Origin of the sequence: Desulfoferula mesophila, from assembly GCF_037076455.1 — a bacterium.
Classification (GTDB): domain Bacteria; phylum Desulfobacterota; class Desulfarculia; order Desulfarculales; family Desulfarculaceae; genus Desulfoferula; species Desulfoferula mesophila.
Genome location: NZ_AP028679.1, coordinates 1100025 through 1125556 on the forward strand (window position 1 = coordinate 1100025; position 25532 = coordinate 1125556).

Here is a 25532-nt window from a genome sequence, read left to right on the forward strand (position 1 = left end):
CCTGAGACAGATTTGTTGTTTTAGCTAATGGATACTCCTGGGTAGAATCGGCACCCAAAGGAGTGAGCCATGAGCCAGAGTGAAGCAGTGGAAGACAAGGTCCGGGAGATCAGGCGTAAAACCCGAAGGAAGTACTCGGCGGAGGAGAAGATCCGGATCGTCTTGGAGGGTCTTAGGGGCGAGGAGAGCATCGCCGAACTCTGTCGCCGAGAGGGCATAGCCCCCAATCTCTACTACAGCTGGAGCAAGGAGTTTCTGGAGGCTGGCAAGCGGCGCCTGATGGGCGACACCAAGCGTCAGGCCACCAGCGGCGAGGTGCGGTCCTTGCGTCTGGAAAACAGCCAGCTCAAGGAACTGGTGGCTGATCTGTCCCTGAAGAACGTGGTGCTTAAAAAAAGCTTGGCTGGCACGGGCGAAGATCTGGATCAGTGATGCGCTTCAGCCAAGCTGAGAAGATGGAGATCATCCGGCTGGTGGAGGGGTCGTCCCTGCCGGTGAAGCAGACGCTGCGCGAGATGGACGTGCCGCGCAGCTCCTTCTACCGCTGGTATCGACGATATCTGGATTATGGCTACGATGGCCTGGCCAGCCAGCCTCCCCATGCCAGGAGATTCTGGAACAAGATCCCTGAGAGCGAGAAGAAGCATATTGTTTCAGAGGCCAAGCAGATGCCTGAGCTCACCCCCCGAGAGCTGGCCTGGCACATCACCGACAGCCAGGGGGCCTTCATCAGCGAGTCCAGCGTCTATCGCATCTTGAGGGACTATGACCTGGTGGCCAGTCCGGCCTATATCGTGCTCACGGCCGCCGATGAGTATAGGCACAAGACCAAACGGGTGCACCAGCTTTGGCAGACCGACTTCACCTATTTCAAGATCATCGGCTGGGGCTGGTACTACCTGTCCACGATCCTGGATGACTACAGCCGCTATATCATCGCCTGGCTTCTGACCAGCACCATGTCGGCGGAGGACGTGAAGAACACTCTGGACTTGGCCATCACCAAGACCGGGATTACCGGGGTCAAGGTCCGGCACCGGCCGCGGCTGCTATCGGACAACGGGCCCTGCTACCTGGCCGGGGACCTGAAGCAGTACCTGGACCAGCATGGCATCAGACACACCAGGGGCAAGCCCTACCACCCCATGACTCAGGGCAAGATCGAGCGATACCACCGGACATTGAAAAATCGGATCAACCTTGAGAACTACTACCTGCCCTGGGAACTAGAGCACCAGATAGGCCGCTTCGTGGATTATTACAACCACCGTCGGGTGCACGAGTCCCTGGACAACCTGACACCCGCTGACGTGTATCACGGCAGGGTCAGGGATATCATCACAGCCAGAAACCTGGTCAAGGAACAGACTATGCGGCGCAGGAGGCGCCAAAACCTGGGACTGAAGCCCTTAAACGAAGAGATTATTAAACCCGAGGTCTACCGGGAATGTCTCCATTAGCAAAAACCAATTCTTGTCCCAAACGCTTTGACGACATACATTTGCGCCGCTCGCGGTATTTGGGATAAGTCACCGCTACCCCCACCAGGGACAAGGTGTTGCGTTCGCGTCCGGCGTTGAAATGGCAGTTGCGGCAGTTCAGGGTGTTGCCCACGTATTCCTTGGCGTAGGTCTGGGTGTCCATGAGGATGTGGTAGCCCAGCATGACCCCGTCGCGGATGCTCTCCGGCGCGTCTTCGGGGCGGGGCGGATCGAACACCACCTGGGAGGCCCGCACCGCCTCGCCGGGAGCTTGGTTGTTTTCCATGACCCTGGGCGCGGGGAAGTTGCCCATGGAACTGAACAGCCAGTAGAAACCCGTGGCCACCAGCACCAGGACCAGGGTTAGCGCCAGAGAGAGAGATAACCGGTGGGTACGCAAGGGCGCGCTCCTTCCAATGTCTGCGAGAACTCCTGCAACAAACACGGATCGTTCGGCGCAAGCACGAAGGAATTCGCCTTGGCGTCGGTGGCCTGTTTGCAAATTCAGTATGAAGGATCGGGAGAGCTGATGGTACCCCCAAACCTTGAGTTTCCCCTACCACAACCATATAAATTGATTGGCTTTTTCCTGAATATAACCCTACTGGGAAAGTAGCGTTTCGCGCCCGTTGGCCCGATTTGGTCCGGGCCCACTCCAAGAAGTGGTACATTAATTACCAATCGGCCATCATGCAGGTGGCCTGGGCGGCCAGTAGCGGCAGAGCCAGGGGCAAGGCCGGAGCGCGCCGTCTGCGTAGGAACGCGAAAATAGGGGATATTGCTTTGAGTTTGGTTACATTGTGCAAAAATCATGAGCGGGCTTACGGCGTCCAGGCCGTGATCGGGGCCATGGGTTGGGACGAGGCCGCCAACCCCATCCGGGGCCAACAGGTTCTGTTGAAACCCAATCTCAACACCGCGGACCCGGCGCCCGGCTCCACGGACAACGCCACCTTGGAGGCGCTCATCGACGAGTTGTGGCGCCTGGGGGCCAAGTCCATAACCCTGGGCGAGCGCAGCTGGAAGACGACCCGCCAGGTGGTGGCCGAGAAGAACCTGGAGCCGCTGCTAAAGGCCAAGCAAGTGGAGCTGGTGATTTTCGATGATCTGCCGGAAAGCGGTTGGGCGCAGATAAAAGCCCCTGGCCACCATTGGCCCGGGGGATTTCTGGTGCCCCGAGCCCTGCTGGAGTCCGAGTGCGTGGTGGAGACCTGCTGCCTCAAGACCCATGCCTATGGCGGCGTTTTCACCATGTCCCTGAAGCTGGCGGTGGGCTTTGTGCCGGGCCGGGAGCAGAACCCGATCTACATGAACTCCCTGCATTCCTCCCCGCATCAGCGGGAGATGATCGCCGAGATCAACACGGCCTTCACCCCCGCCCTGGTGGTGTTGGACGGCGTGGACGCCTTTGTGGACGGGGGGCCCATGACCGGCGAACTGGCCGCGGGCGACGTCATGCTGGCCTCCGGCGACCGGGTGGCCATCGACGCGGTGGGCCTGGCCTGCCTAAAGCAGCTGGGCGCCAACAAGGCCATCAGCAAGCCGGCCATCTTCGATCAGGACCAGATAAGACGGGCGATCGAGTTGGGGCTGGGGGTGAAAAGCGCCCGGGAGATAGAGCTGGCGGCCGCCGACGAGGCCAGCCGGGACTACGCCGCGGCCATAGGGGAGATATTGCTGGACAACGAGGCCCGCGGCGCCTCGGGAGCCGCGTCCAAGCTGCGCGAGTTCACCGCCAATCTTTTGAAGAACGGGCGTTAGAGCGCCTTGGTCTGGCCGGTCCGCCAGACGCCTCGGGCAGTGCGGGAAACGCCGGCCGTGCGCTTTGCTAAAGACAAACCGGTTAAGCGGACGGGAGGACGGCGGTGCCGGGGCCTCGCCTAGTCGGGGAAGTGTGGCGCAGTCCCAAGGCCCGCCGGGCGGCGGCCAATTCCGGTTGGCTGCTGGCGGCCACGGTGGTGGCCCGTCTATCCGGCCTGGCGGTGGCCGTGGTCTTGGCCCGGGTGCTGGGCCCCGAAGAATACGGGGTCTGGGGCATGGCCCTGGCCGTGGTGGCCCTGCTGTCGGGCCTGGCCGGGGGGGGCATAGCCCAGGTGGTGGTCAAGGAGTTGGTTCGCCGTCCCGAGAGGGAGCCGCAAATCCTGGGCAGCGCCTTGCTGATCCGCCTGGCGCTTTTCCTGCCGGCCCTGGCCGCGGCCCTGGTGGCCCCCCACTTGCCCGGCCTGAACCAGGCGGGGCTGGGCCTGGTCGTCACGCTATTGGCCCTGGCCTGGCTGCCCCAGTCGTTTAGCGGGGTCACCGGCGCCCTCTTCCAGAGCCGCCTGCAGGACCGGCTCAACTTCCAGGCGGGCTTCCTGGCCACCGTGGGGGAGGCCTTGGGCAAGTGCCTGGCCGCTCTCGCCGGGGCTGGCCTGTGGGTCGTGGCTGCGGTCCATAGCCTGGCCAGCCTGGTGCGGGCAGTGCTGGCCCTGCGCCTTTTGCCCGGCGGTTGGCGCCAGACGCGGGAATGGCGGGTGGAATCGGAGGTGACGCGGCACCTGTGGAGCGAGACCTGGCCCATTATTTTCTGGTCGAGCATGGTGGCCGTGTATACCAGCATCGACCAATTGATGCTAGGCTACCTGGTGGGGCCCTCCTCCACCGGGCAATATCTGGCCGCCGTGCGCCTGGCAAGGGTCTGGTTGATGCTCCCGCCCTTGATTCTGCCTTCCCTGTTCCCTTACCTGGTGAAGCTAAGAGAGGAGAACCAGGCGCTCTATGAACAGCGTTTCGCGCAGATTTACTGGTTCTTCACCTGGTCGGCCATTCTCATCTCGATTTTGGTCAGCCTCCCGGCGGATGGCTTGATAACCCTGATTTTCGGCCCGCAATACGCCGGCAGCGGTACGATGTTGGCCATCCTGGTCTGGGGCAACGTGTTCAGCTTTCAGGGCCTGGCCCGGGGCCAGTGGCTGATCGCCGAGGGGCTGCAACGCTACTCCATCTATTACGCCGCCATCGGGGCTCTGACCAACGTGGGGGCCAACCTGTTTTTGATTCCCCTATGGGGCGGGGTGGGGGCGGCATGGGCCACCCTGCTTTCCCTGGTGTGCTCAATCCTGCTGGGCCCGCTCTTGTTCACGCCCACCCGGCCATCCTCCCTCATGCTGCTGCGCTCCTACCTTCCCTATCGGCGGGGCTTGCTGGGCTGACCAAGGGGGCCGGGCCCTAGAGTTGGCCGGCCAACTCCTGGAAGGCGGCCACCGCGCGAGCGGGGTCGGTGCCCACGCCTACCGCGTAGCAGGGAACGGCCTTGAGCAGATCCATGAGAAACTCGAACACCAGCCTGGTCTCTTCCGGCTGTTGCAGGGGCATGGTCACCGGAAAGAGGCCGGAGACCGCCGCGGCCTTGGGCAGGGGCGCCCAGGTGGTCGGGACCTGGCCGGTTTGGTGCAGGCAGCAGAGGGCCGATACCGGAGCGCGGTCCTGAAAGGGCAGGGAGGAGAGGCTCAGCTTGAAGTACAGATCCCCGGCGTGCTCGCAGAGGGCCTCCCGGGCCTTCAGCCCAGGCACGAAGCGCTCCAGGGTGGGGCGGCTCACCTTTACCACGTCGCTGAGGGTGGCGGCCTGGTAGCGTTGCCCGCCAACGGCTTGCAGGAAAATGCGCTCGTCGGTGAGCAGGGGATGGCCGCCCTGGCCCAGGATCAGGCTGGCGGTGGATTTGCCGCCGCCGGATTTAGCCGAGAGCAACAGGCCCTTGCCGCCCACCACCGCGCAGCCGGCGTGCACCGGGATCAGTCCCTTGGCCCGGAGGAAACCGGAGAGGGCGATAACCGCGAATAGGTAGCGCAAGGGAAGGTGGTCACCAAAGGCCCGGGGAGTGAGCACCGCCTGGTAGCGACTGTCTTCCAGATTCCAATACTGCCTGCCCAGGCCGTGGAACTGGCGCCACCAGGCCTGGCCCCGGCCCAGGAAGCGGGTCTCCGGGTAGGATTCCTCCCCCAGAAGCAGGTTGATGCCATTTTCAGCCGAGGCGCTCGGGTCGATGGGCAGCACCCGGTCAAAGTCCTTTTCCTCGGCCAACTCGAAGGAGCAATGCAGGGGCTTTTCGCCGGTTGGCGCAGTATCCGCGGACCGGGGGGCCAAGAGCCCGACAATCCCCTCGCGCACCTCTGGGGTGGAGCTGTGGATGACCAGGCTTTGTCCCTGGAAGGTGTAGGTGTCAACAATCGGTGAGGGCAATCGGGTGATCCATTTCGGGCTGTGAATGAAAGTCGAGGCCGCCCCGGGTATCGGCGGTGATCATGGGCCGGTAGCGCTTCAGGCCTTGGATATCCTCGAAAAGGGGCTCCCCCGCCAACTCGATCCAACTATGGCCTTGTAAGTCCTGGCCTTGTTTGGCCACGCCGATCACCAAGTTGGCTTGAATGCCTTTTTGACGGCACCAGGCGAACAAATACAGGCAACGTCTCAGGCAGGGGCGGGAAGAAAAAAACAGGTAATTCAGGCACAGGGTGCACAGGCGCCAGAGACGCCCCAGTTGCCGCCGCTCCTCCACAGTGGGTGGATGAAACGCCGCCCCGGCGGGACGTTCCAGCCGCCGCCGTAGCATGGCAGGCACTGGGGTGCGCAAAAGAAACAGGGAGAGGGAGTCCAGGCCCAGGCGCAAGGCGATAACCGGCACTCGCCACGCCCCGCGCAGCAGCACCAGTCTGGACTCTATGGGCGGGGCAGGCTCCTCGGGCATTTATTCCCTGGTTTCCAACAGTCCCTTACGGGACATCTCCTGGGCCAGATCCCCTATGTCCTGCTTGAGCACCGTCAGCTGCACGTCGTACTCCTCGAACATCATCTCCAGGATCTTGCTCAGCGGCCGAGCTCCGTCCACTTTTTCCCAAAACGACAGACCGGTGTCGTTGAGGCTGAAATAGTCCCCGTTCTTAATGTTGAGCAACACGGCCTCGCCGTCGAGCTCGGACCAGATGAATTCCTCATTCTTGCGATAGATGGGGTCACTCTCGCTCATCACTACCTCCACCGATTTTCCGCGCCAGGGACAGCGCTCGATTTCGCACCCTCTGGACGGTCAGTCCGGCCAAGGCAAGGGGAGGGTTGGCTTTTATTTGACAAATCCTTCTCTGTCGGGCCATCAGGGGCCTGGCCCTTTTTTGCAACCATTCTTCCAAATCAGCGAGACTTACGGAACTCAAATTTCGCCGGTAATAGTCATGCACCGCTTGGCGGTCATCCCAGGGGTTGTCCTCGAAAAACGAGTCCCCGTATTGCTCGTACAGGGGAGTGCCCGGGAATACATGCAGTTTAACCCAAAAAAAGTTGGAAGGCCGATACTTGCGAACCCATGCTTCACTGGCATGGAGGTCGGCCAAGGTCTCTCCCGGCAATCCCCTCATCAAGTAGGCATGGGAGTATATACCCACCTCGCGGCATAGCCCCAAGGCTTTTTGGGCCGCTTCCACCGGTATGGTCTTGTCCATTGCCCTTAAATGATCCTGGTTGGGAGTCTCCACCCCAAACTCCAACGAGGTGCAGCCCGCCTTTTTCATCAGTCCAAGCAGACCGCCCTCCACGCAATCGGCCCGGACCTGAGCGGACCAAAGCAATCGACGGTGCAAGTTCCTTTCCAGCAGCATTTCACAAAAGCGCGCGCATCGCCGCCGGTCCACCAGGAAGTTGCAGTCCCGCAAATAGATCGCATCTAAGTTGTAGTCTCGCAAACAACGCTCGACATCTTCCAGCACTAATTCAAGGCTGCGAAAGCGCAACCCCGGTCCGTAGTCCCTGGATTCAAGGCAATAGGCGCATCTGCCCGTGCATCCCCTCGAAGTCATGAGAGTAAGAGAGGACAGGTAGTGGCACCAGATGGTGTCGGTGCCACGCATGGCGTAATAGCCCGTGTCCATCAGGTGAAATGCGGGGAATGGCAACAAATCCATATCAATGGGAGACGACCTGCGCGAAGGGGGACGCGCCTCATCGCCATCGCGCAGCCAAACTCCGCTGGCCGAGGACCAATCGCCTGAGACCAATTGCGCCAGGGGGATCTCCGCCTCACCCTCGATCAACAAGTCTATCTGAGGAATTTTTTGAAAGGCCAGGGCGGGCAGGGCCGTGGCGTGGGCGCCAAAAATCCCCAGGGGGGCGTCGTGGAGCGCCTTGATGTCGCGGGCGCAGTGGCAGGTGTCATATATGGATTCCGGGTTGGCCTCGATCAGCACCAAATCGGGCTTGAACGAACTCACCAGGGAGAGCATTGCCTGGTGGGTGCCGGCCAAAGATTGCCCGCCGCGATGGCTGTGCGCCAGGCGGTCGAAAACCCTAACCGTGCAGCCTGTGTTTTCCAAAACAGCGGCCGCGGAGGCGATGAATAAAGGCGTCCAGGTGTTTTTGTTGGGGCCTATCCGGCTGTCGTTGGGGCTTACGATTAAAACTTTGGGCATTGCATACTTCCGCTGATACCAACAAAGCCGGCACCAATTATTTTCAATCGTTAAAAAAATTATAATATATTTTACCAAACAATTAAATTATAGTAAGTTGATAAAATATGGTAAAAGCGAGGTGTCGGGAAGGCGGTCAAATTTGGACACGTCTGGATCGACTGGTGCATGAACTTAGGGATGAAAACGGATGAATGTCAAAAAGGAATATGTGAAACCGAAGGTTGTGGCTCACAAAAGCTTGGGGGACATAACCGCGTTAGAGCCGCCTTCCGCAGTAGGCTAGCTCCAAGAATGTGCAATGCCCGGGCGCGGTCAGGGGCTGCGCCTGCGGGTTCATGGTTCGCGAATAAATCCGCTTGCAGAGGATGACAGGGCGATGAGTAAAAAGGCATACCAAAAGCCGAAGCTGACCCAGTGCCAGAGTCTGCAAAAGCTCACGGGTGGTCTCAGAGCCTCGGAAGAGTTTTGAAAACGTCATCCGGGCACTAGGGGCGGCAACAAAGGTGGATGCGGGGTGGCCCGCGTGACGGCCGCAAGCTCGACGTAAACGTTACACAAGCAGTTGGTGGTGATCAAATGGCTGATAAGAAGACTTACGAAAAGCCCGAATTGAAGGCCCATCAAAACCTGCGGCAGGTCACCGGCGGCGCTCCCGCCTCTGACCAGACTTGAGCGGCTTTACCACCAAAGGCTCGATAAGGACGGCGGAACCGTTGAGTTGGCTCCCTGCTGGCTCAGGGCCCCAAATGTCGGCAACACACCTCATGCAAAGCAAGCGCGGAAGACGGATGAGCGAAAAAAAAGCCTATAAAAAGCCCGAACTCACGGCCGGTCAAAACCTGCGCCAGGTTACCGGCGGTCTGTTGTCCTCGCGGGAAGATTGAGCGGGACGCAGGAGGGCTGCCCGGATTATGGATGGAGCCCGGCCGTGACCATAGCGGCTTGACCCCATTGGCAAACCGTTTAATAGAGCGAGGAGACGGCAAATGGCCCCCAAGAAAGCCTATGAAAAACCCGAAGTGGTGGCTCACCCCAACCTGCGGCAGGTGACCAGTGGCGACCTTTCCTCCCAGGACACTTAATAGCTTCCCAATCCATATGCCAACCGCCTGAACTATCCTTTCTCCTAGTATCTTATCGCCCTGCCTAAACCTGCGGGTCGCGGTCCCGCGCCGTATGGCGCACTGAGTCGGCCCGTCTTCAGGACGCATTCCAGACCTAACAAATCGGCGGCGCGTAGCAAAACCGAGCGGCATTGTCCCGTCCAGGGCAAGACGGGCTCGTGCGGACGCATATAAATACCTACAAGTTCTACGGGGTTTGACTGCGGCGCGGGTATCGGATTAACCTGTAGCGTCTATAGGAATGTATTGGTTCGTACCAATGCCGATACTTTTGTTTTGCTCACAGGGCGAAATACAGGATTTTAGTGGATTGTCTACCCGGAGGCCAACATTGCGTGAGGCCATATATGAGGCCCGCGACCATCAATAGCAGTTAACGGAACTTCTCAACCTCGGCGACGAAAGGACCCATGATGAAGTTTTGGCCCGTGAAGACCTTTTTGGTGTTGATTCTGGCAGGGATCACCCTGGTTGCCCCGTCCGCCGCGCAGGCACAGGATCTGCCTGATTGTTGTTTCCAGATATACAGCACCGGCAGGTTTATGGGATGGGGGGCGGCTCTGCTGGAATACACCCGGCCGCGTCAGAGGCCCTCGCAATGGGACACGGTTATCTATCAACAGCTGCAGGGCGCTTCCAACACGGCGGCCGCGGCCTATAATTCCTGCCGGGCCTATATTCCCGCCTGGAGCGACTGGCGCCAGAAGCAGCAATGGCTGGCGCAGCAGATCAACGACCTTCAGCGGGTCAACAACCATCGTTCCTGGCGAAATCGGGTCTACCAAAACGTGGCCCAGAGCTACAACTCATGGGCCAACCAACTTTCCATAATGCGGGTCAACAACCGGATCATCCGGGCCACCACCTGCTCCACCTGCTATTTCCGGCTGGGCTATGCCTCGGCTTATGTGTCCCAGGCCCTGCGCCAGGCCAACGAAGCCCTAAACCGCAACCGCAACCGGCAGGAAGCGGGGCGGCAGTTGCAGCTGGCTCGCGACCATCTCCAGCGCATGCTCAGCGTGCTGCGGGTCTACCGCGAGATACAAATGCCCAGGGGCTCGTTTATCATTCGCTGCTCCAACCTCAATCGACTGAATCTGGGAAACCGGATCCAAAACCTGTTCGCCGCCTGCCGCAGCCTGAACAATCTGCCGGGCAAGATCCAAGCCGCCAACCAAATGAGCGACCAAATCGGCAATACCCTGCTCAATGACTGCATCCCGCGCCGGGGAGCCGTGAACCGGCCGGGCGGCCCGGGCAGCGGACCCGGCGGCGGCGGCAGCGGGGGGAGCGGAGGCCGGGAGATATGCGGCGACGGCATAGACAACAACGGCAACAACCTGATCGACGAGGGCTGCAACTACAAGCGCGAGATCATCCTCGATGACGACGAGTGCCCGGATGACACCGTGGGCCTGGTTGTCGACGGCCGCAAGCTGGGCAATACTCCGCCGGGAAACAAAAGGCACTTCGATGTTTCGTATCTGCGCCCGGGCAGGCATACCATAATCGTGCTGGCCGTCAGGTCGGGCGGCCAGCAATACCGCTGCAGCAATAATAAGCAAGTCACCTATTCCGTGAAGCTGGGCAAGGGCATCAAATTCACCAACGGCAGAAACTATGCCACGGGTAATATCAAGGAAGGCAGCAACCGCAAGTACACCATCGTGGTGCAATAGCCGGATACCGCGAGGTTGGCGAATGCGATTTCCAAGCCTGCATAAGCGCCGGAGCGCGGACTCCGGCCCAGCGCGCTGGTCGCCGGCAAGCAAGGCCGTAGTGGGGCTCGTGGCCCTGCTGATCCTGCTCGCCGGCGGTTTCTGCTGGGCGGACGAGCTCAACCTGGCGCCCCGTTGCCTGGCCGATTATTGTCCCCGCTGCCCCCAGCCTTGGGACGCGGTCATGGCGGACGGCAAATGCTCCCAGTGCCTGAACCGGCATTGGCAAGCCATCGTAGCTTGCGGCAAGAAGGCAGCCCCGGCGCCCCTGGATTCGGCAATGGTGGGTCTCTGGCGCTCTCCCAGCGGCTTGTCCATGTTGCTGCAGGAAAACAGCCAGGGTCTTTGGGGCTACCTTTACTGGGTTCCCCCAAGCCTGACCGAGCGCTATCCCAAGCTATGGGCGGTGATGGCCAAGATGAATAAGAGCGCCGATGGAGGCTATCGGGGGAAGTTTCTGGCCCCCTCGGGCCGCTGGGTGCCGGTGAAGGCGCTCCTAGAAGGCAAAAAGAACCTGCGCACCATCTTCGCCGATAACGAGGTGGTGAAATGGACCAAGACCGTGATCCTCAAGCGCAACCCCACGGGGCCGGACCCGGCGGGTCGCTGAGGTTGCTTAGGCCCCGGCTGGCCGGTCGGGGCATTACGGGAGGCTTGCCTTGCCGCGTTTGAAAAAGGTCGCCTTGTTGTTGTGCGGGTTGCTGCTTCTGGGTTCGTTGGCGGCGGGAACCAGCCTGGGGGCCGGGACCATCGACTGGTGGGTGGCCGCCTATGAGCGCGGCGAACGCCACAAGGCCTTGTTCCATCTGATGGACTGTGCCGACAACTACCAGGCTCCGGGCGATGATTTGCTTATGCTGCCCATGATTCAGGACGCTCTGGGCCGCGAGGCCAAGGTGGCCGAGTTGGGCGTCCAGGTGTTCCTCTATTACAATCAACTGTATGGCGCCCGTAACAGTGCGGCCTACGCCGCGCTGCGGGCCTCTCTGGCCCAACGCGGGGTGAAGGTGGATTTGACGCGCTACGCAAAATGGATGGTGGTTATCGCCGAGCGAGGCGCCAACCTGCGCCAAAGCCCCAGCCCCGAGGGGAGGGTGCTTACCGCGCTCAAAAACGGCATGCAGGCGCTCCCCCTGGGCCAGAGCGGCTCCTGGGTTGAGGTGAAACCGGTGGGGCCGGGGGCGGTGGACCCCCGCTTCGAGCGGGTGCGAGGCTACGTGCACGCTTCCCTGCTGGCCCCTTATTGATTAGGCCCGGGGGACAAAAAAACGGCCAGGCGCCGCTAAAGCGCCTGGCCGTTACGCAGAGGGGGGTGGGTCCGGCAATGATGTCAAATCAAGATGCGCCCCCTTTATGCCCTAAGAATTACATGCAGCCCATGCCTCCGCCCGAGCCCATCTTCTCGGCGCAGCAGGCCTTGCCCTTGCGGATGCGGAAGGCCGAAAGGTCGTCGCCCGCATAGATAGCCTTCAAGGTCTCCTCGATGAAACCGCTGACCTCCAGGGGCTCCACCCCGTAGCCGCTGAGCACCGCCCGCGGGGTTTCGCCGATGCCGCTGACGAGCACGTGGCGGCAATCGCTCAGCGTCTCGGCCAGTTTTTTCCAGCGCAGCTCGCCGCCGCCCGCCTCCGGCGCGGGCCGCACCTCCAAGAGGCTGAAGCCGCCGGGGATGGGCCCCCAGATCTGGAACTCGGGGGCCTGGCCCAGGTGCAGATTGACCAAGGTGCCTTCCCGGGTGGCCACGGCCACGTAGGGGTGCGACACCTCCTTGGGCTCGGGCAGCTTGGTGCAGGAAGACAGGCAGCCGCCCATTTCCCGGGAGCGGTCCTGGCCCAGCAGACCCACGGCGTCGGCCCGGCAGCGGGTGCAGTGGGACATCTGGTTGAGATAGGGGGCGCAGTCGCTCCTGAGCTGCTGCATCAGCTCGCGGCTGGGCTCGCCCAGGGCCTCGAAGACGGTGTTGGGGGTGGGGAACATGGGCATCAGGTTCATGAGGTCCGCGCCCAGCTCGGAGGCCCAGCGGGCCACCTCGGTCATGTGCCCATCGTTGATGGTGGGGATGACAATGCTGTTGATCTTCACGGTGATGCCGCGCTCCTTGAGCCCGGCCACCGCCTGGGTTTGGCGCTCCAAGAGCAGGCGGGCCGCTTCCTCGCCCCGGTAGGCCACCTTGCCCTCCTTGACCCAGGAGTAGATCTTGGCCCCGATGGCCGGGTCCACCGCGTTCACGGTGATGGTCATGTGGGTCACCCCGGAGTCGGCCAGGGCGTCCAGATGCTCGGGCACGGCCAGGCCGTTGGAGGACAGGCACAACAGGGTGCCGGGAAAGCGCTCGCCGATCAGGCGCATGGTCTGTAGGGTCTTGGCCGCGTTGGCCATGGGATCGCCTGGTCCGGCGATGCCCGCCACGCTGATGCGCGGCTCGGCGGCCACCACCCGGGCGAAATATTCCTGGGCCTGGCGGGGAGCCAGCACCGCGCTGGTCACGCCGGGGCGCGACTCGTTGACGCATGAATACTTGCGGTCGCAGTAGTTGCACTTGATGTTGCAGGCCGGGGCCACCGGCAGGTGCACCCGTCCGTGGCTGCCCTTGGCTCCCCGGTTGAAACAGGGATGATTTTCGCTGTTGTTGGGTATGCTCATGATCTTGCCCCTATAGGTATCCGTAGCCCACGTTGCTCTCGCTCTGCTTCTGCTCCAGCAGGGCGTTGACGATGCGGTCGTACATCTCCTGGGCGCCGCGGTAGCCCAGGTGGTGCAGGCGCGGCCCGCCGAAGCGGTCGTGGATGGGGAAGCCCACCCGCACCAGGGGAACGCCCAACTCCCGGGCGATGAGGTAGCCCTTGGAGTGGCCCAGCAGGAAGTCCGGTTTGAGCTCGCGGCTCAGCTCGGCGATGCGGTAGAAGTCCACGCCTGGCTCGGCGTGGACCGTCTCGCGCACCAGGCCCTCGGTGACCCGCTCCAGGTTCTCCCGGAAACCGGCGCCGCGCCCGCCGCTGGCGCACAGCACCGGCTGCACCCCGATTTCGGCCAGGAAGGAGGCCAGGCCGATGACCAGGTCCTGCTCGCCATAGACCACCGCCCGCTTGCCCGAGAGGTACTTGTGGCCGTCCACCATGGCGTCCAGCAGGCGGCCGCGTTGATCGGCGTGCCGCGAGGGAATCTCGCGCTTGGCGAGCGCGGCCAGGGCCTCGAACATGGCGTCGCTCTGGCGCAGGCCGATGGGCAGGCCCAGGTCGTGGAGTGCCACGCCGCAGCGCTCCTGCAGGTCGCGGCCCGCCGCCTGGGAATAAGGGGTCCAGCCGAAGGACAGGGTGGCCGCCGCGCCGCCCATCTTGGCGATGTCGGCCAGGGGGGTGCCCCCGCCGGGCAGAATCTCGTAGCTGGTGCCGGCCGGGGCATCCAGGGGCCGCGAGTAGTCGGGCAGCAGGGTGGCCTTGAGGCCGAAGCCCTTGGCCACTTCCTGCAGATGGCGGATGTCGGCCGGGCTCACGAAGCCGGGCAGCAGGTTGATTCCGCTGTGGCGGGCCACCGGATGGGCCAGCTGGCGCACGATGGCGTCCACCGCCGCGTGGAAGCCCTCGGCGTGGGTGGCCGCGTAGGAGGGGGTGGAGGCGTGGATCAGGGCGGGCATCTTGCCGCCCGGGCCTTCCACCTTGGCCGCGTCCAGGAACTCCTTGACGATGGCGGGCACGTTGTCGCCGATGGTCTCGGTGAGGCAGGTGGTGGCGATGCCCACCGCCTTGGCCTGGTACTTGTTGATGACGTTGACCAGGCCCTGCTTCAGGTTGGGGCCGCCGCCGAACACGGCCTCGCCCTCGCCCAGGGCGCTGGAGGCGATGTCCACCGGCTCGCGAAAGTGGCTGATCAGATAGCGGCGCATGTAGGTGGCGCAGCCCTGGGAGCCGTGCAAAAAGGGCACGCAGCCCTCAACTCCCTTGAAGGCTATGCTGGCCCCCAGGGGCATGCAGGCCTTGCAGGCGTTGGTGCTGGAAACGTAGTCGCGCTTTTCGGCCAAGTTGCTTTTCATGCCGCCACCTCCTCCAGCCGGGGCAGGGTGCGGCGCGGCGTGAAGCGCCACACCGGGCTCATCACCGTGGCGTGAATCTCCTCGGCGAAGTTGAGCATGCCCACAAAGCCCTCCAGGGCCAGCTTGCGTTCGTGGTTGTGGTCGCAAAAACCGATGCCCAGCTTGTGGGCGATGGGCCGTTCCTTGACCCCGCCCACGAAAACGTCCACGTCCTTTTCGATGAGGCAGTGCATCAGCTCCAGGGGGTTGGCGTCGTCCACGATGATGGTGCCGGGCTCGCAGATGGAGGCCAGCTCCTCGTAGTCCTCCTGGGTCCCGGTCTGGGAGCCGGCCAGCACCACCTTCATGCCCAGCAGGCGGAATGACTTGATGAGGCTGAAGGCCTTGAAGGCTCCGCCCACGTACAGGGCGGCCCGCTTGCCTTCCAAATCCTTGCGCAGGCGCTTGAGGCGGGGGTAGATGCGCCCCAGCTCCTCGCTGACGATCTCTTTGGCCCGCTCCATGGCCTGGGCGTCCCCAAAGAACTCGGCCACGTCGTACAGGGCTTGGGCCATGTCGTCGGCCCCCAGGTAGCTCACCCGCATGAAGGGCGTGCCGTAGGTCTCCTTCATCATCTTGGCCAGCTCCATGGTGGAGCCCGAGCACTGCACCAGGTTGAGCGCCGCACCGTGGGCCCGGCGCACGTCGGCCACCCGGCCGTCGCCGGTGATGTTGGCCACCACGCTCACCCCCATGCGCTCCAGGTATTCCCGAATGATCCAGATCTCGCCGGCCAGGTTGAAGTCGCCCAGCAGGTTCACTGACATGGGGGGGATGCCCTCGGTGTCGCCGGTGCCCACCAGGCGGAACATGGCCTCGCAGGCCGCGTAGTAACCGGCGCGCTTGTTGCCCTTGAAGCCCTCGCTCATCACCGGGATCACCGGGATGCCGTGGCGCTCCGTGGCCTTTTTGCACACCGCCTCCATGTCGTCGCCGATGAGCCCCACCATGCAGGTGGAGTAGACAAAGGCCGCCTTGGGCTGGTGCAGGGGGATCAGCTCGTCCAGGGCCCGGGTGAGCTTGGCCTCGCCGCCGAAGATCACGTCGGTTTCGCCCAGGTCGGTGCTGAAGGAGTAGCGGTGCAGCTCCGGCCCGGAGGAGAGGGCCCCGCGGATGTCCCAGGTGTAGGTGGCGCAGCCGATGGGGCCGTGGATCAGGTGCAGGGCGTCGGCGATGGGGTAGAGCACCACCCGGGAGCCGCAGAACACGCAAGCCCGCTGGCTCACCGCCCCGGCCAGGCTTTGCTTGTCGCAGCTTATGCGAAAGGGCTTGTCCGTGCCCGTTTCAAAAAACTGATCCTTGCGCTCTTCGAAAACCATCTGGGACATGATGCTTCCTCTAATCCGGATACTTGCGCATGCAGGTCATCCTGGTGAGCTCGTAGCCGATGCGCTGGTGAAAGGCCTTGCCGGTATCGTTGCTTTGGTCCACCAAAAGCTGCAAACGGGTGGCCCCGTGCTTGACGGCCCACTCGGCCACGGCCGCCATGAGCCGCCGCCCGATGCCTTGGTTGCGCCAGGCGGGATCCACCACCAGGTCCTCGGCCCACAGGGAGGGCGCGCCCTCGGAGGTGGAGATCACCAGCTGCCCGGTGACCATGCCCACCACCTTGCCGTCCGCCTCGGCGGCCAGCACCACCGAGCGGGGGCTGCCCAGGAGCAGGGAAAGGCCGCGCTCCTGACGGGCGTAGTCGATGCGAAACTCCTCCTCGATGGTGAACAGCAGCTTGAGCATGTCCACCATTTCGGCCAGGTCCCCCGGTCGGGCGGCGCGTATTTTCACCTCGTTTCCCGGCATGTCGTCGCTCCCCTAGGAAATCAGGTATTCCGCCGGTGGCTCCCCGTCTTCCAGGCCGTCCAGGATGGCGTCGATGACCGCCTCGCTGTCCACCCCCTTGAACCACCAGTTTTGGGGCTGGATGACCATGGCCGGGCCGTTCTCGCACTGCTTGAGGCAGCCGGTGGCCGTTACCTGGCAGTCCAGGCCCCGGTCCAGGATTTCTTCCTCCAGGTACTGCAAGAAGCCGTCGGTCTTTTTGTGGCAGATGCCCTTGGGCTCGCCGCTGAGCCGGAAACTCTGACAAACCAATATCTGACTGGAGGGGATGCCCATCTCTATCGTCTCCTTGAAGCTGAGTTGCTTGCCTGGCTAGTGATCGCCGGTTACTTCTTGCCGCCTTTTTTCTTGCCGCCGCCGTAGAGGACATCCACCAGGCCCTCCACGTTGCCCTCTTGGGTGAGCACGGCCAGTCCCTTTTCGGCCAGAATCCGCTTGGGATTTTCCCCGGCGGCCGAGGCCAGCACGGCGAAGCAGTCGCTCAAAAGCAGGGCCACCTGCTGCCAGCGGCCGTCGCCGGCGCCGGGCTCCGGGGCGGGGCGGGCTTCCAACAGGCTCACCGGGCCGTTCTTGGGGCCGTAGATTAGAAATTGGTAGGCCTGGCCCAGGTGGGTGTCCACCACAAAGCCGTCGGAGCTGCACACCGCCAGGTGGGGCCTCTTGGGGCTGGGCTTGGGCAGCACCGCCTGCTCGGCCACCTCGGCGCTGAACTCGTTCTCGATCATTTCCTGGCAGGTGGCCAGGTCCATCAGGATGGTGGGCAGGTGCTTGTTGGCCTGGGCGGCCAGCTCCGAGAGCTCCTCGGGGGTGGCTTCGTCGCGCGGCCGGGGGGAGTCCTCGCCCTTGGCCACGAAGGGGAACAGCTTCATCTCCGAGGCGCCCAGTTCGGCCGCCTTGGCCGCGATGGCCGCGATGTGCTGGGAGTTGATGCCGGGATACACCGTGGTTTTTACCAGCACCCGAACCCCGGCCTCGGCCAGGGCCTGAATGGCGGCCGCCTGCTCGGCCACCAGCAGGGCCGCGGCCTCGGCCAAGGGCAGGGTCTTGGTGCCGGGGCGGATCCAGGCATAGATGCCCTGGGCCACCTCGGGCTCCACCGCGTCCATGAGGATGGACACGTGGGCCAGGTTTTGGCGAGCCAGCTCCTTGGCGTAGGCGGCGGCGCCGATGCCCAGGGTGGTCAGGCACAGGCTGACGCCGGGGTAGTGGTCCCGGAGCAGGTTGAGGGTGAGCAGGGTCAGCTCCGGGGTGGCCATGGGGTCGCCCGGGCCGTTCAGGTTTATCACCTTCACTCTATGGCCCTGCCCGGCCAAGTACTCCAGCCAGTTCAGGGCCTGGTCCGGGGTAAGGGCCCGAGGCAAAGCCGCCTCGGGGCTGAAGCGCCCCCGGGCCAGGGCCTTGGGAGCCGTCGGCAGATGCACCCTGCCCGAGGCCTTCAGGTTGTCGGCGCAGTAGTTTTCGGCTGATTGGTGATCCACTGGCTTCATGGTGCTTGCCCTTCCCTTGCTTGTTTGGCTCGGCTACATCACCAGCTCGAAGCTCTGTTCCGAATCGTCGCGATCCTTGCGATCGAGCAGGGCGGAGAGGATTTTCTCCAGAAGCCTGAGGGCGCCCTTGTAGCCCACGGTGGGGAAATACTGGTGCCCCACCCGGTCCACGATGGGGAAGCCCCAGCGCACCAAGGGGATGTCCTCGTCGCGGGCGATGTACTTCATGTAGGTGTTGCCGATGAGCAGGTCCACCGGGTCGTTCTTGATCCACTGGTGCAGCAGGAACATGTCCGCCTGCTGGTCCACCTTGATGTTCACCTCCACGGGAAGCTCGGCGGTAAGCTCGCGGATGCGGGCCGCGAAAGCCTTGCCCGGGGTGCCGGTGATCACGTGGGTGGGCAGCATGTCGATGGAGACCAAAAACTCCACCATGGAGATGATCTGGTCCGGGTCGCCGGCCAGGGCCACCTTCTTGTGGAAGTAGTACTGGTGCATGTCGCTGATCATGTCCACCAGCTGGCCGCGCTCGTGGGTCACTTCCTCGGGCACGCTGACCCCGGCGATGGTGCGCAGGGCGTCCACGAAACGGTCGGTGGCCTTGAGCCCGATGGGAATGTCCAGCACCCGGCAGGGCACCTTGTTGTTGGTGTCCAGGAAGCGGGCCGCGTCGGCGCTGCACCACTCTCCCAGGGCCAGGGTGCCCACGGAGTCGCCGGCCGAGCGCAGCTGCTCGATGGTCACGCCGCCCTCGGGGAACATCTTGTACTCGCCGGACATGGGTCCATTGAGGATGCCCGAGGTGTCGGGGAACAGGATGATCTCCACCCCGATGAGCGCGGCCAGGCGCTTGATCTCTTCCATATCGGCGGGCTCCACCCAGCCGGGGATGATGTTCACCTTGCCGTTCTTGCGTCCCGTACTCTGGGCCAGCCGGGCCATGCCCTTGACCATGTTGGAGAAGCCGGTGACGTGGCTGCCCACGTAGCTGGGTGTGTTGGCGTAGACCACCTGCTTGCCCTTGGGGATCTTGCCTTCCTTGGTGGCCTTGTCGATGATCTGGGGCAGGTCGTCGCCGATGGTCTCCGACAGGCAGGTGGTGTGCACCGCCACCACCTCGGGCTCGTAGACGGTGAAGATGTTGTCGATGGCCTGGAGCAGGTTGGCCTGGCCTCCGAACACCGAGGCGCCCTCGGTGAAGGAGCTGGTGCCCGCGCTGATGGGCTCCTTGTAGTGCCGGGTAAGGGTGCTCCGGTGATAAGCGCAGCAGCCCTGGGAGCCGTGGCTGTGGGGCATGCAGCCGTGCATGCCCAGCGCCGCGTACATGGCCCCGATGGGCTGGCAAGTCTTGGCCGGGTTGATGGTCAAGGCGTGGCGCTCGGTTACTTCTGCAGGCGTGTGTCTCAGTAGCATGGTTTGCGTCCTTGTCTAGCGGCGATCATTCCCAAACGTAGGTGGCCGAGAGTTCGGGGTTCTCCTGCCAGGGGGCCTTGAGGTAGCCCCAGACCTTGCTGTTCACCAGGCGGTCGATCTCGTGGTAGAAGTTCACCGCCCCCTTGAAGCCGGCGTAGGGCCCGCCGGAGTCGTAGCTGTGCAGCTGCTTCATGGGGATGCCCAGCTTCTGGATGGAGAACTTCTCCTTGATGCCCGCGCAGAAGATGTCGGGTTTCAAGAGCTCCACCATTTTTTCGGCCTCGTACTGGTTGAGGTCGTCGATGACCATGGTGCCCTTTTCCATGTCCGGGATCATGCCGTCGTATTCCTTGAAGGCCAGGCCGGACTCTTCCAGGGCGGCCAACTCTTCCTCGCTCTTGCGCGGGTTGAAGCGGGTTTCGTCGGGGTTGACCTCGATCTCCTCGATGTTGCGCGAGTCGGCGTCCACCTTGAGGCCCGGCAGCACGTGGCGTCCCTCGTAGTCGTCGCGGTGGGCGAACTCGTAGCCGGCGCTGACGGTCTTCATGCCCAGTTCCTTGAACAGCTCCTGATAGTGGTGGGCCCGAGAGCCGCCCACGAAGAGCATGGCCGTCTTGCCCTCGGTGCGGGGCCGCACCTTGGCGGCCTCTTCCATCACCGGGGGCAGTTCCTCGGCGATCACCGCCTCCACCCGCTCGGTGAGCACGGGGTCGTCGAAGTACCGGGCGATCTTGCGCAGCGACTTGGCCGTGGACTGGGCTCCGATGAAGTTGACCTTGACCCAGGGCACGCCGTACTTGACCTCGAGCATGTCGGCCACGTAGTTGATGGAGCGGTGGCACATGACCGCGTTGAGGTCGGCGGTGTGGGCGCTGGCGAATTGGTCGTAGCTGGAGTTGCCGCTGAAGGTGGCGATGTTGGTGATGCCGCACTTCTTGAAGATGCGGTCGATCTCGAATCCGTCGCCGCCGATGTTGTACTCGCCCAGCAGGTTGATCTTGTACTCGCCGGGCTTTTGCTCGTCGTTGAGCCCCACCAGGTGGCGGAACACCTGGTTGTTGGCGATGTGGTGGCCGGCCGACTGGGACACGCCCTTGTAGCCCTCGCAGGAAAAGGCGAAGACGTTGCAGTCGCCCAGGCGCTCCTTCATCTTGGCGGCCACGGCGTGGATGTCGTCGCCGATGAGCCCCACCGGGCAGGTGGCGAAGATGCAGATGCCCTTGGGGTGGAAAAGGTCGTAGGCCTCCTGGATGGCCGCCTCCAGCTTCTTCTCGCCGCCGAAGATGATGTCCTTGTCCTGCATGTCGGTGCTGAAGCAGTAGGTCATGTAGTTCTCGGCGCCGTCGGCGCTGGCGTCGGTCTGGTTGCGCCGGGTTAGCCAGGAGTAGAAGCCGCAGCCGATGGGGCCGTGGGTGATGTTCACGATGTCCCGGGTGGGGCCCATGATCACGCCCTTGCAGCCCGCGTAGGTGCACCCGCGCATGGTGATGATGCCGGGGATGGTGCGCACGTTGGCCGTGATCTCGGGGGTTTCGTTTTCCAGGGCCTCGTTGATGAGGATCTGCTTGGCGCGCTTGCGGGCCACCTTGGGGGGATACTTCTGGAGTATCTTTTCCTTGATGACCGCCGGGTCCGCCGGCGCCTTGTTGTCATGGGCTGAAATCATGTCTGCTGTCTCCCCGCCGTCCTAGACGATTGCCTTGGGGCCGATTTCCCCGGTGCGCACCCGAGCGGCGTTGCTGATCGGCAGGATGAAAATTTTGCCGTCGCCGGGCTTGCCGGTCTGGTTGGTCTCGATCAGGGTCTGGATCACCGGCTCCACGTTGTGGTCCGAAACCACCATGGTCAGCATGCGCTTGGCGTAGAGCTTGCCCTTCTCGCCCAACAGGGCGATGGCCTCTTCGTGGCCTTCCTTGGCCCCGGACAGGATCTTCACGTCCACCAATCCCTTGCCGCGCCCCTGACACTCATGGGCGAACATGGAGTCGATGCCGATCTTGGTCAGGGCCTGCTTGGTCTGGTTCATGGTGTTCATGCGCACCACGGCGATTATCTCTTTCATGCCGTGGCCTCGGCTTCCTCCACCGGCGCGGTGTCGCAGACACCGGAGCTGATGGTGTAGATCTCCTCCACCGGGCTGACGAAGATCTTGCCGTCGCCGAAGGCTCCCTTGCCCTTGGTACGGGCCGCCTCCATGATGGTCTTGATCGCGAACTCCACGTCCTCGTCCCTGATCACGCTCATGAGCAGGGTCTTGGGGATTTCGTCGTAGGTGACCTGGCCGATCTTGATGCCGCGCTGTTTGCCGCGACCGGCCACCGAGTACTTGGTGACCGCGGGGAAGCCAGCGTCCATCAAGGCCTTAAGTACCTCGTCCGCCTTCTCGGGCCTGACGATTGCTCTCACCATCATCATCATGTGGTTATCCATCTTTCGCGGGTTAGGGTGGTTAGGCCGCCAGCAGCCCGAAGTCCAGCAGAAGCTGCTCCAGCTCTTCGATCTGCAGGGGCTCGGGAATGACGAACATCTGGTTTCCGTCGATGGCCTTGGCCAGGTTGCGGTAGTGCTCGGCCTGGGGCGCGTCGGAGTTCCACTCGATGACCGTCTTGCGGTTGATCTCCGCCCGCTGCACGTCGTTGTCCCGGGGCACGAAGTAGATCATCTGGGTGCCCAGCTTCTCGGCCAGGGCCTTGATCATTTCGGCCTCGTTGTCCACGTTCCTGGAGTTGCAGATCAGCCCGCCCAGGCGCACCTTGCCGGACTCGGCGTACTTGCGGATGCCCTTGCAGATGTTGTTGGCCGCGTACATGGCCATCATCTCGCCGGAGCACACGATGTAGATCTCCTCGGCCTTGCCGTCGCGGATGGGCATGGCGAAGCCGCCGCAGACCACGTCGCCCAACACGTCGTAGAAGGCGTAGTCCAACTCCTCGGACTCCTCGTAGGCGCCCAGGGATTCGAGCATGTTGATGGAGGTGATGATGCCGCGGCCGGCGCAGCCCACGCCGGGCTCGGGACCGCCGGACTCCACGCACCAGGTGCCGCCGTAGCCGCCCCTGCGGATGTCTTCCAGGTCGATGTCCTCGCCCTCTTCACGCAGGGTGTCCAAAACCGATTTCTGGGCCAGGCCACCCAGGAGCAGGCGGGTGGAGTCGGCCTTGGGGTCGCAACCCACCACCATAATTTTTTTGCCCATTTCCGCCAGCCCGGCCACCGTGTTCTGGGTGGTGGTGGACTTGCCGATGCCGCCTTTGCCGTAGATCGCTATCTTTCTCATTGCCCTTTGGTCTCCCATTCGGGGGTTTGTTTTGGCATGTATATAGGCAAGGGCCTTGCCAAGTCGCCGGGCCAAGACAGGCGGGGCGGGCCAACTACGCGATAAGCGTGACGATAAAAAATTTTGTGGCCTCGGCGGAAGGCGCGGAGCCCGGGGACGGACGCCGGATGGTTTTACGTGGAGGTAAAATCGGTTTACGCGTTTGTCAAAAAAACGGGGAGATCAATTACGTTTGTTTAAAAAACATAAGGAAGGTTGGCCGGGGAGCCCCCTTGTCCAGCGGGCAAAGCGCGGCGTGTGGCGCGGGGGGCGCTTGTCATGGGCTCAAATGACGAAGTCGCCGCCAGGCCCATGAACATCGGCCTCGCGGCGCCTGGATGGAAGCCATGCGCCGGTCAGGGGAGGCGGGAGCGTCAGCTGCCCACCAAATCGTGGCGCTTTTGTTTCACCATCTCATCCAGGCCGTACTTCTTTATAGTTTGAACCCCCCCAGGGCCTCTTTTGTCTGATTACAAATAGTGCCTTTAGGCGCATAATGTCGTCCGCCCAATTCAAAAGGAGCCCTAGATGAAAGCCCTGCCCGCGCTTGTAATACTTCTGGCCGTGACGCTTTGCGGTTGTGTTACCGTACCCCCGGCCCAACAAGGCCCCATAATGATTCCAGGCAGCATGTTTAAACTGGACGACGGCACTGAATTCGCATTTGCCATTCAGCGCAGCTCCGGCACGGGAATTATGACCGCCCGCAACCTGAAGACGGGGGAGACCTTTACCGGAAAATACACCGCCATGCTGGTGGACGGCAGCGTTTCAACCGGGGCCTATCAAAACGCGTGGGGCTTTAACGCCGGCACGGTGACCACCAGCAAGGCGGCCACCAAGGCCGTGGGCAAGGGCATTCTGAGGGGAGACCAGGGGACAGTGATCAGCATATCCCTTAACATCAAGCCCAGCTGGGACTATCGAGTCAATCCCTCGGGGTTCGGCGAAGGCACCGATAACAAAGGCGTGAAGTATCAGGTGCAGTTCGGTGGGCAGTAGCGGCGCCCGGCCCATGGCGCCCTGGCCTGGAGGGGCGCTTTGGCTGCCTTTACCTCTAGGCGCGGAACCGGGAGGGACTCAGCCACCCACCAGATCGTGCCGCTTCTGTTTCACCATCTCATCCAGGCCGTACTTCTTTAAACGATAGCCCAGTTTGCGCAGGGTGATGCCCAGGTCCTGGGCGGCCCGCGACTGCACCCAACGGTTGCGCTTGAGCGCCTCCAGCAGTTCGGCCTTTTCCATGTCCTCCAGCTTGGAGCCGGAAAATTCGCCGGGATCGCTCTCGGGCGGGGCGGAGTCCTTGGCCAGCAAAAAGCCGGGCAGGTCGGCGGCGGCGATGGTGTCCTGATCCACCATGATGCTCAGGCGCTCGATGATGTTCTCCAGCTCGCGCACGTTGCCGGGCCAGGAGTAGTTCAACAAAATGTCGCGGGCCCGGGGCTCGATGCCCAACTGGCGGTTGTACTCCTCGGAGTTCTTGGCCAGGAAGTGGCTGATCAACAGGGGGATGTCCTCCACCCGCTCCCGAAGGGGCGGCAGGTGCAGGGGGAACACGTTGAGCCGGTAGTAAAGGTCCTGGCGGAACTCCTTGTTCTCCACCAGGACTGGAAGGTCCTGGTTGGTGGCGGCGATGATGCGCACATCCACCTTGTGGGTCTTGGGCGAGCCCAGGCGCTCGAACTCCTTGTCCTGCAAAAACCTCAGCAGCTTGGCCTGCAGGCTGATGGGCATCTCGGCGATCTCGTCCAGGAAGATGGTGCCGCCGTCGGCCTCTTCGAAGCGGCCCGGCTTTTCCTCGGTGGCCCCGGTAAAGGCCCCCTTGGCGTGGCCGAACAGCTCCGACTCCAGCAGGTTCTCCGGCAGGGCCGCGCAGTTGATCTTCACGAAGGGCCCATCGGCCCGGTTGCTCATCTCGTGGATGATGCGGGCCACCAGGGTCTTGCCGGTGCCCGATTCGCCCAGCAGTAGCACCGAAGCCTTGGCCGGGGCCACCTTGCCCAACAGGCCCTGCAGCTGGCGCATGGCCGGGCTTTTGCCCACGATGAAGAAGTTGTTGTAGCGCGAGGAGACCTCGTCCTTGAGCTGCTTGTTCTGGCGGCGCAACAGCTCCTCGCGCCGTTCCACCTGCTGGTTCAGTTCCACGAACTGGCCGATGAGCTGGGCCACGATGGTCAGAAAGCGGATGTCCTCGGAGGCCGATACCTCCTCGCCGAAGAGGCGGTCCACGTTGAGCACCCCGATGGGCTCGCCCTGCAAGAGAATGGGCACCCCCACGAAGGCCACCTGGCCCTTGTCCAGGTCGCGGGACTGGGTTTTGTTGAGGAACAGGGGCTCGCGGCTGACGTCGGGCACGTAAAAGGGTTGGGCGGTCTGGAAGATGCGCCCGGTGACCCCCTCGCCCTGGTTGTAGACCCCGCGGCTCATCTCCCGCTGGGTCAGGCCGTAGGAGGCGTAGATGGCCAGGCTGCCGCTGCGGCTGTCGCGCAGGGTCACCGTGGCTCGCTTCATGGACAGGGTGTCGGACATGATGGCCAGCACCCGGTCCAGGGTCTGGGGCAGATTGAGCGCCTCGCCGATGACCCGGCTTATCTCGAACAGAACCCGCAGTTCCAGCTCTGTGACTTGCTGTCTCATGCCGCCGAAAG

Annotated in this window: 23 protein-coding genes and 1 pseudogene; 7 read left to right on the top strand and 17 right to left on the bottom strand. The window is 62.9% G+C overall.

Annotated features, from left to right (window positions below; all coding sequences use genetic code 11):
* Positions 1 to 69 precede the first annotated feature (69 nt).
* Positions 70 to 1460: pseudogene (locus tag AACH32_RS04755) on the top strand (IS3 family transposase).
* Here the strand turns inward: AACH32_RS04755 and AACH32_RS04760 are convergent.
* Positions 1426 to 1881, bottom strand: coding sequence for a hypothetical protein (locus AACH32_RS04760; protein ID WP_338605630.1), 456 nt, complete (start codon positions 1879 to 1881; stop codon positions 1426 to 1428). The pseudogene AACH32_RS04755 and the gene AACH32_RS04760 overlap by 35 nt on opposite strands.
* Positions 1882 to 2264: 383 nt before the next feature.
* Here AACH32_RS04760 and AACH32_RS04765 point away from each other — a divergent pair, with 383 nt between their 5' ends.
* Entirely contained in the window at positions 2265 to 3242 is a 978-nt protein-coding gene (locus tag AACH32_RS04765) for a DUF362 domain-containing protein (RefSeq protein WP_338605631.1), read from the top strand.
* Positions 3243 to 3346: 104 nt separating this feature from the next.
* Entirely contained in the window at positions 3347 to 4672 is a 1326-nt protein-coding gene (locus AACH32_RS04770; protein ID WP_338605632.1) for a flippase, read from the top strand.
* 16 nt (positions 4673 to 4688) lie between these two features.
* On the opposite strand, the gene AACH32_RS04775 is transcribed toward AACH32_RS04770, so the two are convergent.
* The 4 genes from AACH32_RS04775 to AACH32_RS04790 are packed head-to-tail and all read right to left on the bottom strand — an operon-like array spanning position 4689 to position 7918.
* On the bottom strand, positions 4689 to 5702 hold the full coding sequence (locus AACH32_RS04775) for a hypothetical protein (RefSeq protein WP_338605633.1): 1014 nt from the start codon (positions 5700 to 5702) through the stop codon (positions 4689 to 4691).
* Entirely contained in the window at positions 5683 to 6207 is a 525-nt protein-coding gene (locus tag AACH32_RS04780; protein WP_338605634.1) for a lasso peptide biosynthesis B2 protein, read from the bottom strand. The genes AACH32_RS04775 and AACH32_RS04780 overlap by 20 nt, the downstream gene beginning before the upstream one ends.
* Entirely contained in the window at positions 6208 to 6486 is a 279-nt protein-coding gene (locus AACH32_RS04785) for a PqqD family protein (RefSeq protein ID WP_338605635.1), read from the bottom strand.
* Positions 6473 to 7918 carry a B12-binding domain-containing radical SAM protein gene (locus tag AACH32_RS04790; RefSeq protein WP_338605636.1) on the bottom strand — a complete coding sequence of 482 codons (1446 nt, stop codon included), beginning with the start codon at positions 7916 to 7918 and terminating at the stop codon, positions 6473 to 6475. Before AACH32_RS04790 ends, AACH32_RS04785 begins: the two co-directional genes overlap by 14 nt.
* A gap of 1537 nt (positions 7919 to 9455) precedes the next feature.
* Between AACH32_RS04790 and AACH32_RS04795 the strand changes: the two genes are divergently transcribed.
* The 3 genes from AACH32_RS04795 to AACH32_RS04805 all read left to right on the top strand — a co-directional run bounded on the left by AACH32_RS04795 (position 9456) and on the right by AACH32_RS04805 (position 12010).
* The gene (locus AACH32_RS04795; RefSeq protein ID WP_338605637.1) at positions 9456 to 10724 is read left to right on the top strand and encodes a hypothetical protein; all 1269 of its coding nucleotides are present in this window, start codon (positions 9456 to 9458) and stop codon (positions 10722 to 10724) included.
* A 109-nt stretch (positions 10725 to 10833) separates the two neighbouring features.
* Positions 10834 to 11373 (top strand): hypothetical protein, encoded by a 540-nt coding sequence (locus AACH32_RS04800; RefSeq protein WP_338605638.1) that lies wholly within the window; start codon positions 10834 to 10836, stop codon positions 11371 to 11373.
* A 49-nt stretch (positions 11374 to 11422) separates the two neighbouring features.
* On the top strand, positions 11423 to 12010 hold the full coding sequence (locus AACH32_RS04805) for an SH3 domain-containing protein (protein ID WP_338605639.1): 588 nt from the start codon (positions 11423 to 11425) through the stop codon (positions 12008 to 12010).
* Positions 12011 to 12128: 118 nt separating this feature from the next.
* On the opposite strand, the gene nifB is transcribed toward AACH32_RS04805, so the two are convergent.
* The 11 genes from nifB to nifH are packed head-to-tail and all read right to left on the bottom strand — an operon-like array spanning position 12129 to position 22845.
* Positions 12129 to 13406 carry a nitrogenase cofactor biosynthesis protein NifB gene (nifB, locus tag AACH32_RS04810; RefSeq protein ID WP_338605640.1) on the bottom strand — a complete coding sequence of 426 codons (1278 nt, stop codon included), beginning with the start codon at positions 13404 to 13406 and terminating at the stop codon, positions 12129 to 12131.
* A 10-nt stretch (positions 13407 to 13416) separates the two neighbouring features.
* Positions 13417 to 14793 (bottom strand): nitrogenase component 1, encoded by a 1377-nt coding sequence (locus AACH32_RS04815; RefSeq protein ID WP_338605641.1) that lies wholly within the window; start codon positions 14791 to 14793, stop codon positions 13417 to 13419.
* Positions 14790 to 16160: a nitrogenase iron-molybdenum cofactor biosynthesis protein NifE gene (gene nifE / locus AACH32_RS04820; RefSeq protein ID WP_338605642.1), complete on the bottom strand. Its 1371-nt coding sequence runs from the start codon at positions 16158 to 16160 to the stop codon at positions 14790 to 14792. Before nifE ends, AACH32_RS04815 begins: the two co-directional genes overlap by 4 nt.
* Before the next feature lie 10 nt (positions 16161 to 16170).
* Positions 16171 to 16629: a GNAT family N-acetyltransferase gene (locus AACH32_RS04825; protein WP_338605643.1), complete on the bottom strand. Its 459-nt coding sequence runs from the start codon at positions 16627 to 16629 to the stop codon at positions 16171 to 16173.
* 12 nt (positions 16630 to 16641) lie between these two features.
* Positions 16642 to 16944, bottom strand: a complete 303-nt coding sequence (locus tag AACH32_RS04830; protein ID WP_338605644.1) for a (2Fe-2S) ferredoxin domain-containing protein — start codon at positions 16942 to 16944, stop codon at positions 16642 to 16644.
* A gap of 50 nt (positions 16945 to 16994) precedes the next feature.
* On the bottom strand, positions 16995 to 18155 hold the full coding sequence (locus AACH32_RS04835; RefSeq protein WP_338605645.1) for a NifB/NifX family molybdenum-iron cluster-binding protein: 1161 nt from the start codon (positions 18153 to 18155) through the stop codon (positions 16995 to 16997).
* 33 nt (positions 18156 to 18188) lie between these two features.
* Complete coding sequence (gene nifK, locus AACH32_RS04840) at positions 18189 to 19568, bottom strand: nitrogenase molybdenum-iron protein subunit beta (RefSeq protein WP_338605646.1); 1380 nt, start codon at positions 19566 to 19568, stop codon at positions 18189 to 18191.
* Positions 19569 to 19593: 25 nt separating this feature from the next.
* On the bottom strand, positions 19594 to 21234 hold the full coding sequence (nifD, locus tag AACH32_RS04845; RefSeq protein ID WP_338605647.1) for a nitrogenase molybdenum-iron protein alpha chain: 1641 nt from the start codon (positions 21232 to 21234) through the stop codon (positions 19594 to 19596).
* A gap of 21 nt (positions 21235 to 21255) precedes the next feature.
* On the bottom strand, positions 21256 to 21630 hold the full coding sequence (locus tag AACH32_RS04850; protein ID WP_338605648.1) for a P-II family nitrogen regulator: 375 nt from the start codon (positions 21628 to 21630) through the stop codon (positions 21256 to 21258).
* The gene (locus AACH32_RS04855; RefSeq protein WP_338605649.1) at positions 21627 to 21986 is read right to left on the bottom strand and encodes a P-II family nitrogen regulator; all 360 of its coding nucleotides are present in this window, start codon (positions 21984 to 21986) and stop codon (positions 21627 to 21629) included. Before AACH32_RS04855 ends, AACH32_RS04850 begins: the two co-directional genes overlap by 4 nt.
* Before the next feature lie 31 nt (positions 21987 to 22017).
* A complete protein-coding gene (gene nifH / locus AACH32_RS04860; protein WP_338605650.1) occupies positions 22018 to 22845 on the bottom strand; it encodes a nitrogenase iron protein in 828 nt (275 codons plus the stop codon).
* A gap of 567 nt (positions 22846 to 23412) precedes the next feature.
* Here nifH and AACH32_RS04865 point away from each other — a divergent pair.
* Complete coding sequence (locus AACH32_RS04865; RefSeq protein WP_338605651.1) at positions 23413 to 23886, top strand: hypothetical protein; 474 nt, start codon at positions 23413 to 23415, stop codon at positions 23884 to 23886.
* Positions 23887 to 23964: 78 nt separating this feature from the next.
* Here the strand turns inward: AACH32_RS04865 and AACH32_RS04870 are convergent, their stop codons facing one another.
* Complete coding sequence (locus AACH32_RS04870; protein WP_338605652.1) at positions 23965 to 25521, bottom strand: sigma 54-interacting transcriptional regulator; 1557 nt, start codon at positions 25519 to 25521, stop codon at positions 23965 to 23967.
* Positions 25522 to 25532 lie beyond the last annotated feature (11 nt).

Excerpts from the sequence above, each read along its gene's own strand:
- AACH32_RS04795 (WP_338605637.1), top strand. The coding sequence starts at position 9,456 with ATGATGAAGTTTTGGCCCGTGAAGACCTTTTTGGTGTTGATTCTGGCA.
- nifE (WP_338605642.1), bottom strand. The coding sequence starts at position 16,160 with ATGTCCCAGATGGTTTTCGAAGAGCGCAAGGATCAGTTTTTTGAAACG.
- AACH32_RS04850 (WP_338605648.1), bottom strand. The coding sequence starts at position 21,630 with ATGAAAGAGATAATCGCCGTGGTGCGCATGAACACCATGAACCAGACC.
- nifB (WP_338605640.1), bottom strand. The coding sequence starts at position 13,406 with ATGAGCATACCCAACAACAGCGAAAATCATCCCTGTTTCAACCGGGGA.
- nifH (WP_338605650.1), bottom strand. The coding sequence starts at position 22,845 with ATGAGAAAGATAGCGATCTACGGCAAAGGCGGCATCGGCAAGTCCACC.
- AACH32_RS04780 (WP_338605634.1), bottom strand. The coding sequence starts at position 6,207 with ATGCCCGAGGAGCCTGCCCCGCCCATAGAGTCCAGACTGGTGCTGCTG.
- AACH32_RS04855 (WP_338605649.1), bottom strand. The coding sequence starts at position 21,986 with ATGATGATGATGGTGAGAGCAATCGTCAGGCCCGAGAAGGCGGACGAG.
- AACH32_RS04830 (WP_338605644.1), bottom strand. The coding sequence starts at position 16,944 with ATGGGCATCCCCTCCAGTCAGATATTGGTTTGTCAGAGTTTCCGGCTC.
- AACH32_RS04825 (WP_338605643.1), bottom strand. The coding sequence starts at position 16,629 with ATGCCGGGAAACGAGGTGAAAATACGCGCCGCCCGACCGGGGGACCTG.
- AACH32_RS04790 (WP_338605636.1), bottom strand. The coding sequence starts at position 7,918 with ATGCCCAAAGTTTTAATCGTAAGCCCCAACGACAGCCGGATAGGCCCC.
- AACH32_RS04815 (WP_338605641.1), bottom strand. The coding sequence starts at position 14,793 with ATGAAAAGCAACTTGGCCGAAAAGCGCGACTACGTTTCCAGCACCAAC.
- AACH32_RS04785 (WP_338605635.1), bottom strand. The coding sequence starts at position 6,486 with ATGAGCGAGAGTGACCCCATCTATCGCAAGAATGAGGAATTCATCTGG.
- AACH32_RS04870 (WP_338605652.1), bottom strand. The coding sequence starts at position 25,521 with ATGAGACAGCAAGTCACAGAGCTGGAACTGCGGGTTCTGTTCGAGATA.
- nifK (WP_338605646.1), bottom strand. The coding sequence starts at position 19,568 with ATGCTACTGAGACACACGCCTGCAGAAGTAACCGAGCGCCACGCCTTG.
- AACH32_RS04835 (WP_338605645.1), bottom strand. The coding sequence starts at position 18,155 with ATGAAGCCAGTGGATCACCAATCAGCCGAAAACTACTGCGCCGACAAC.
- AACH32_RS04865 (WP_338605651.1), top strand. The coding sequence starts at position 23,413 with ATGAAAGCCCTGCCCGCGCTTGTAATACTTCTGGCCGTGACGCTTTGC.
- nifD (WP_338605647.1), bottom strand. The coding sequence starts at position 21,234 with ATGATTTCAGCCCATGACAACAAGGCGCCGGCGGACCCGGCGGTCATC.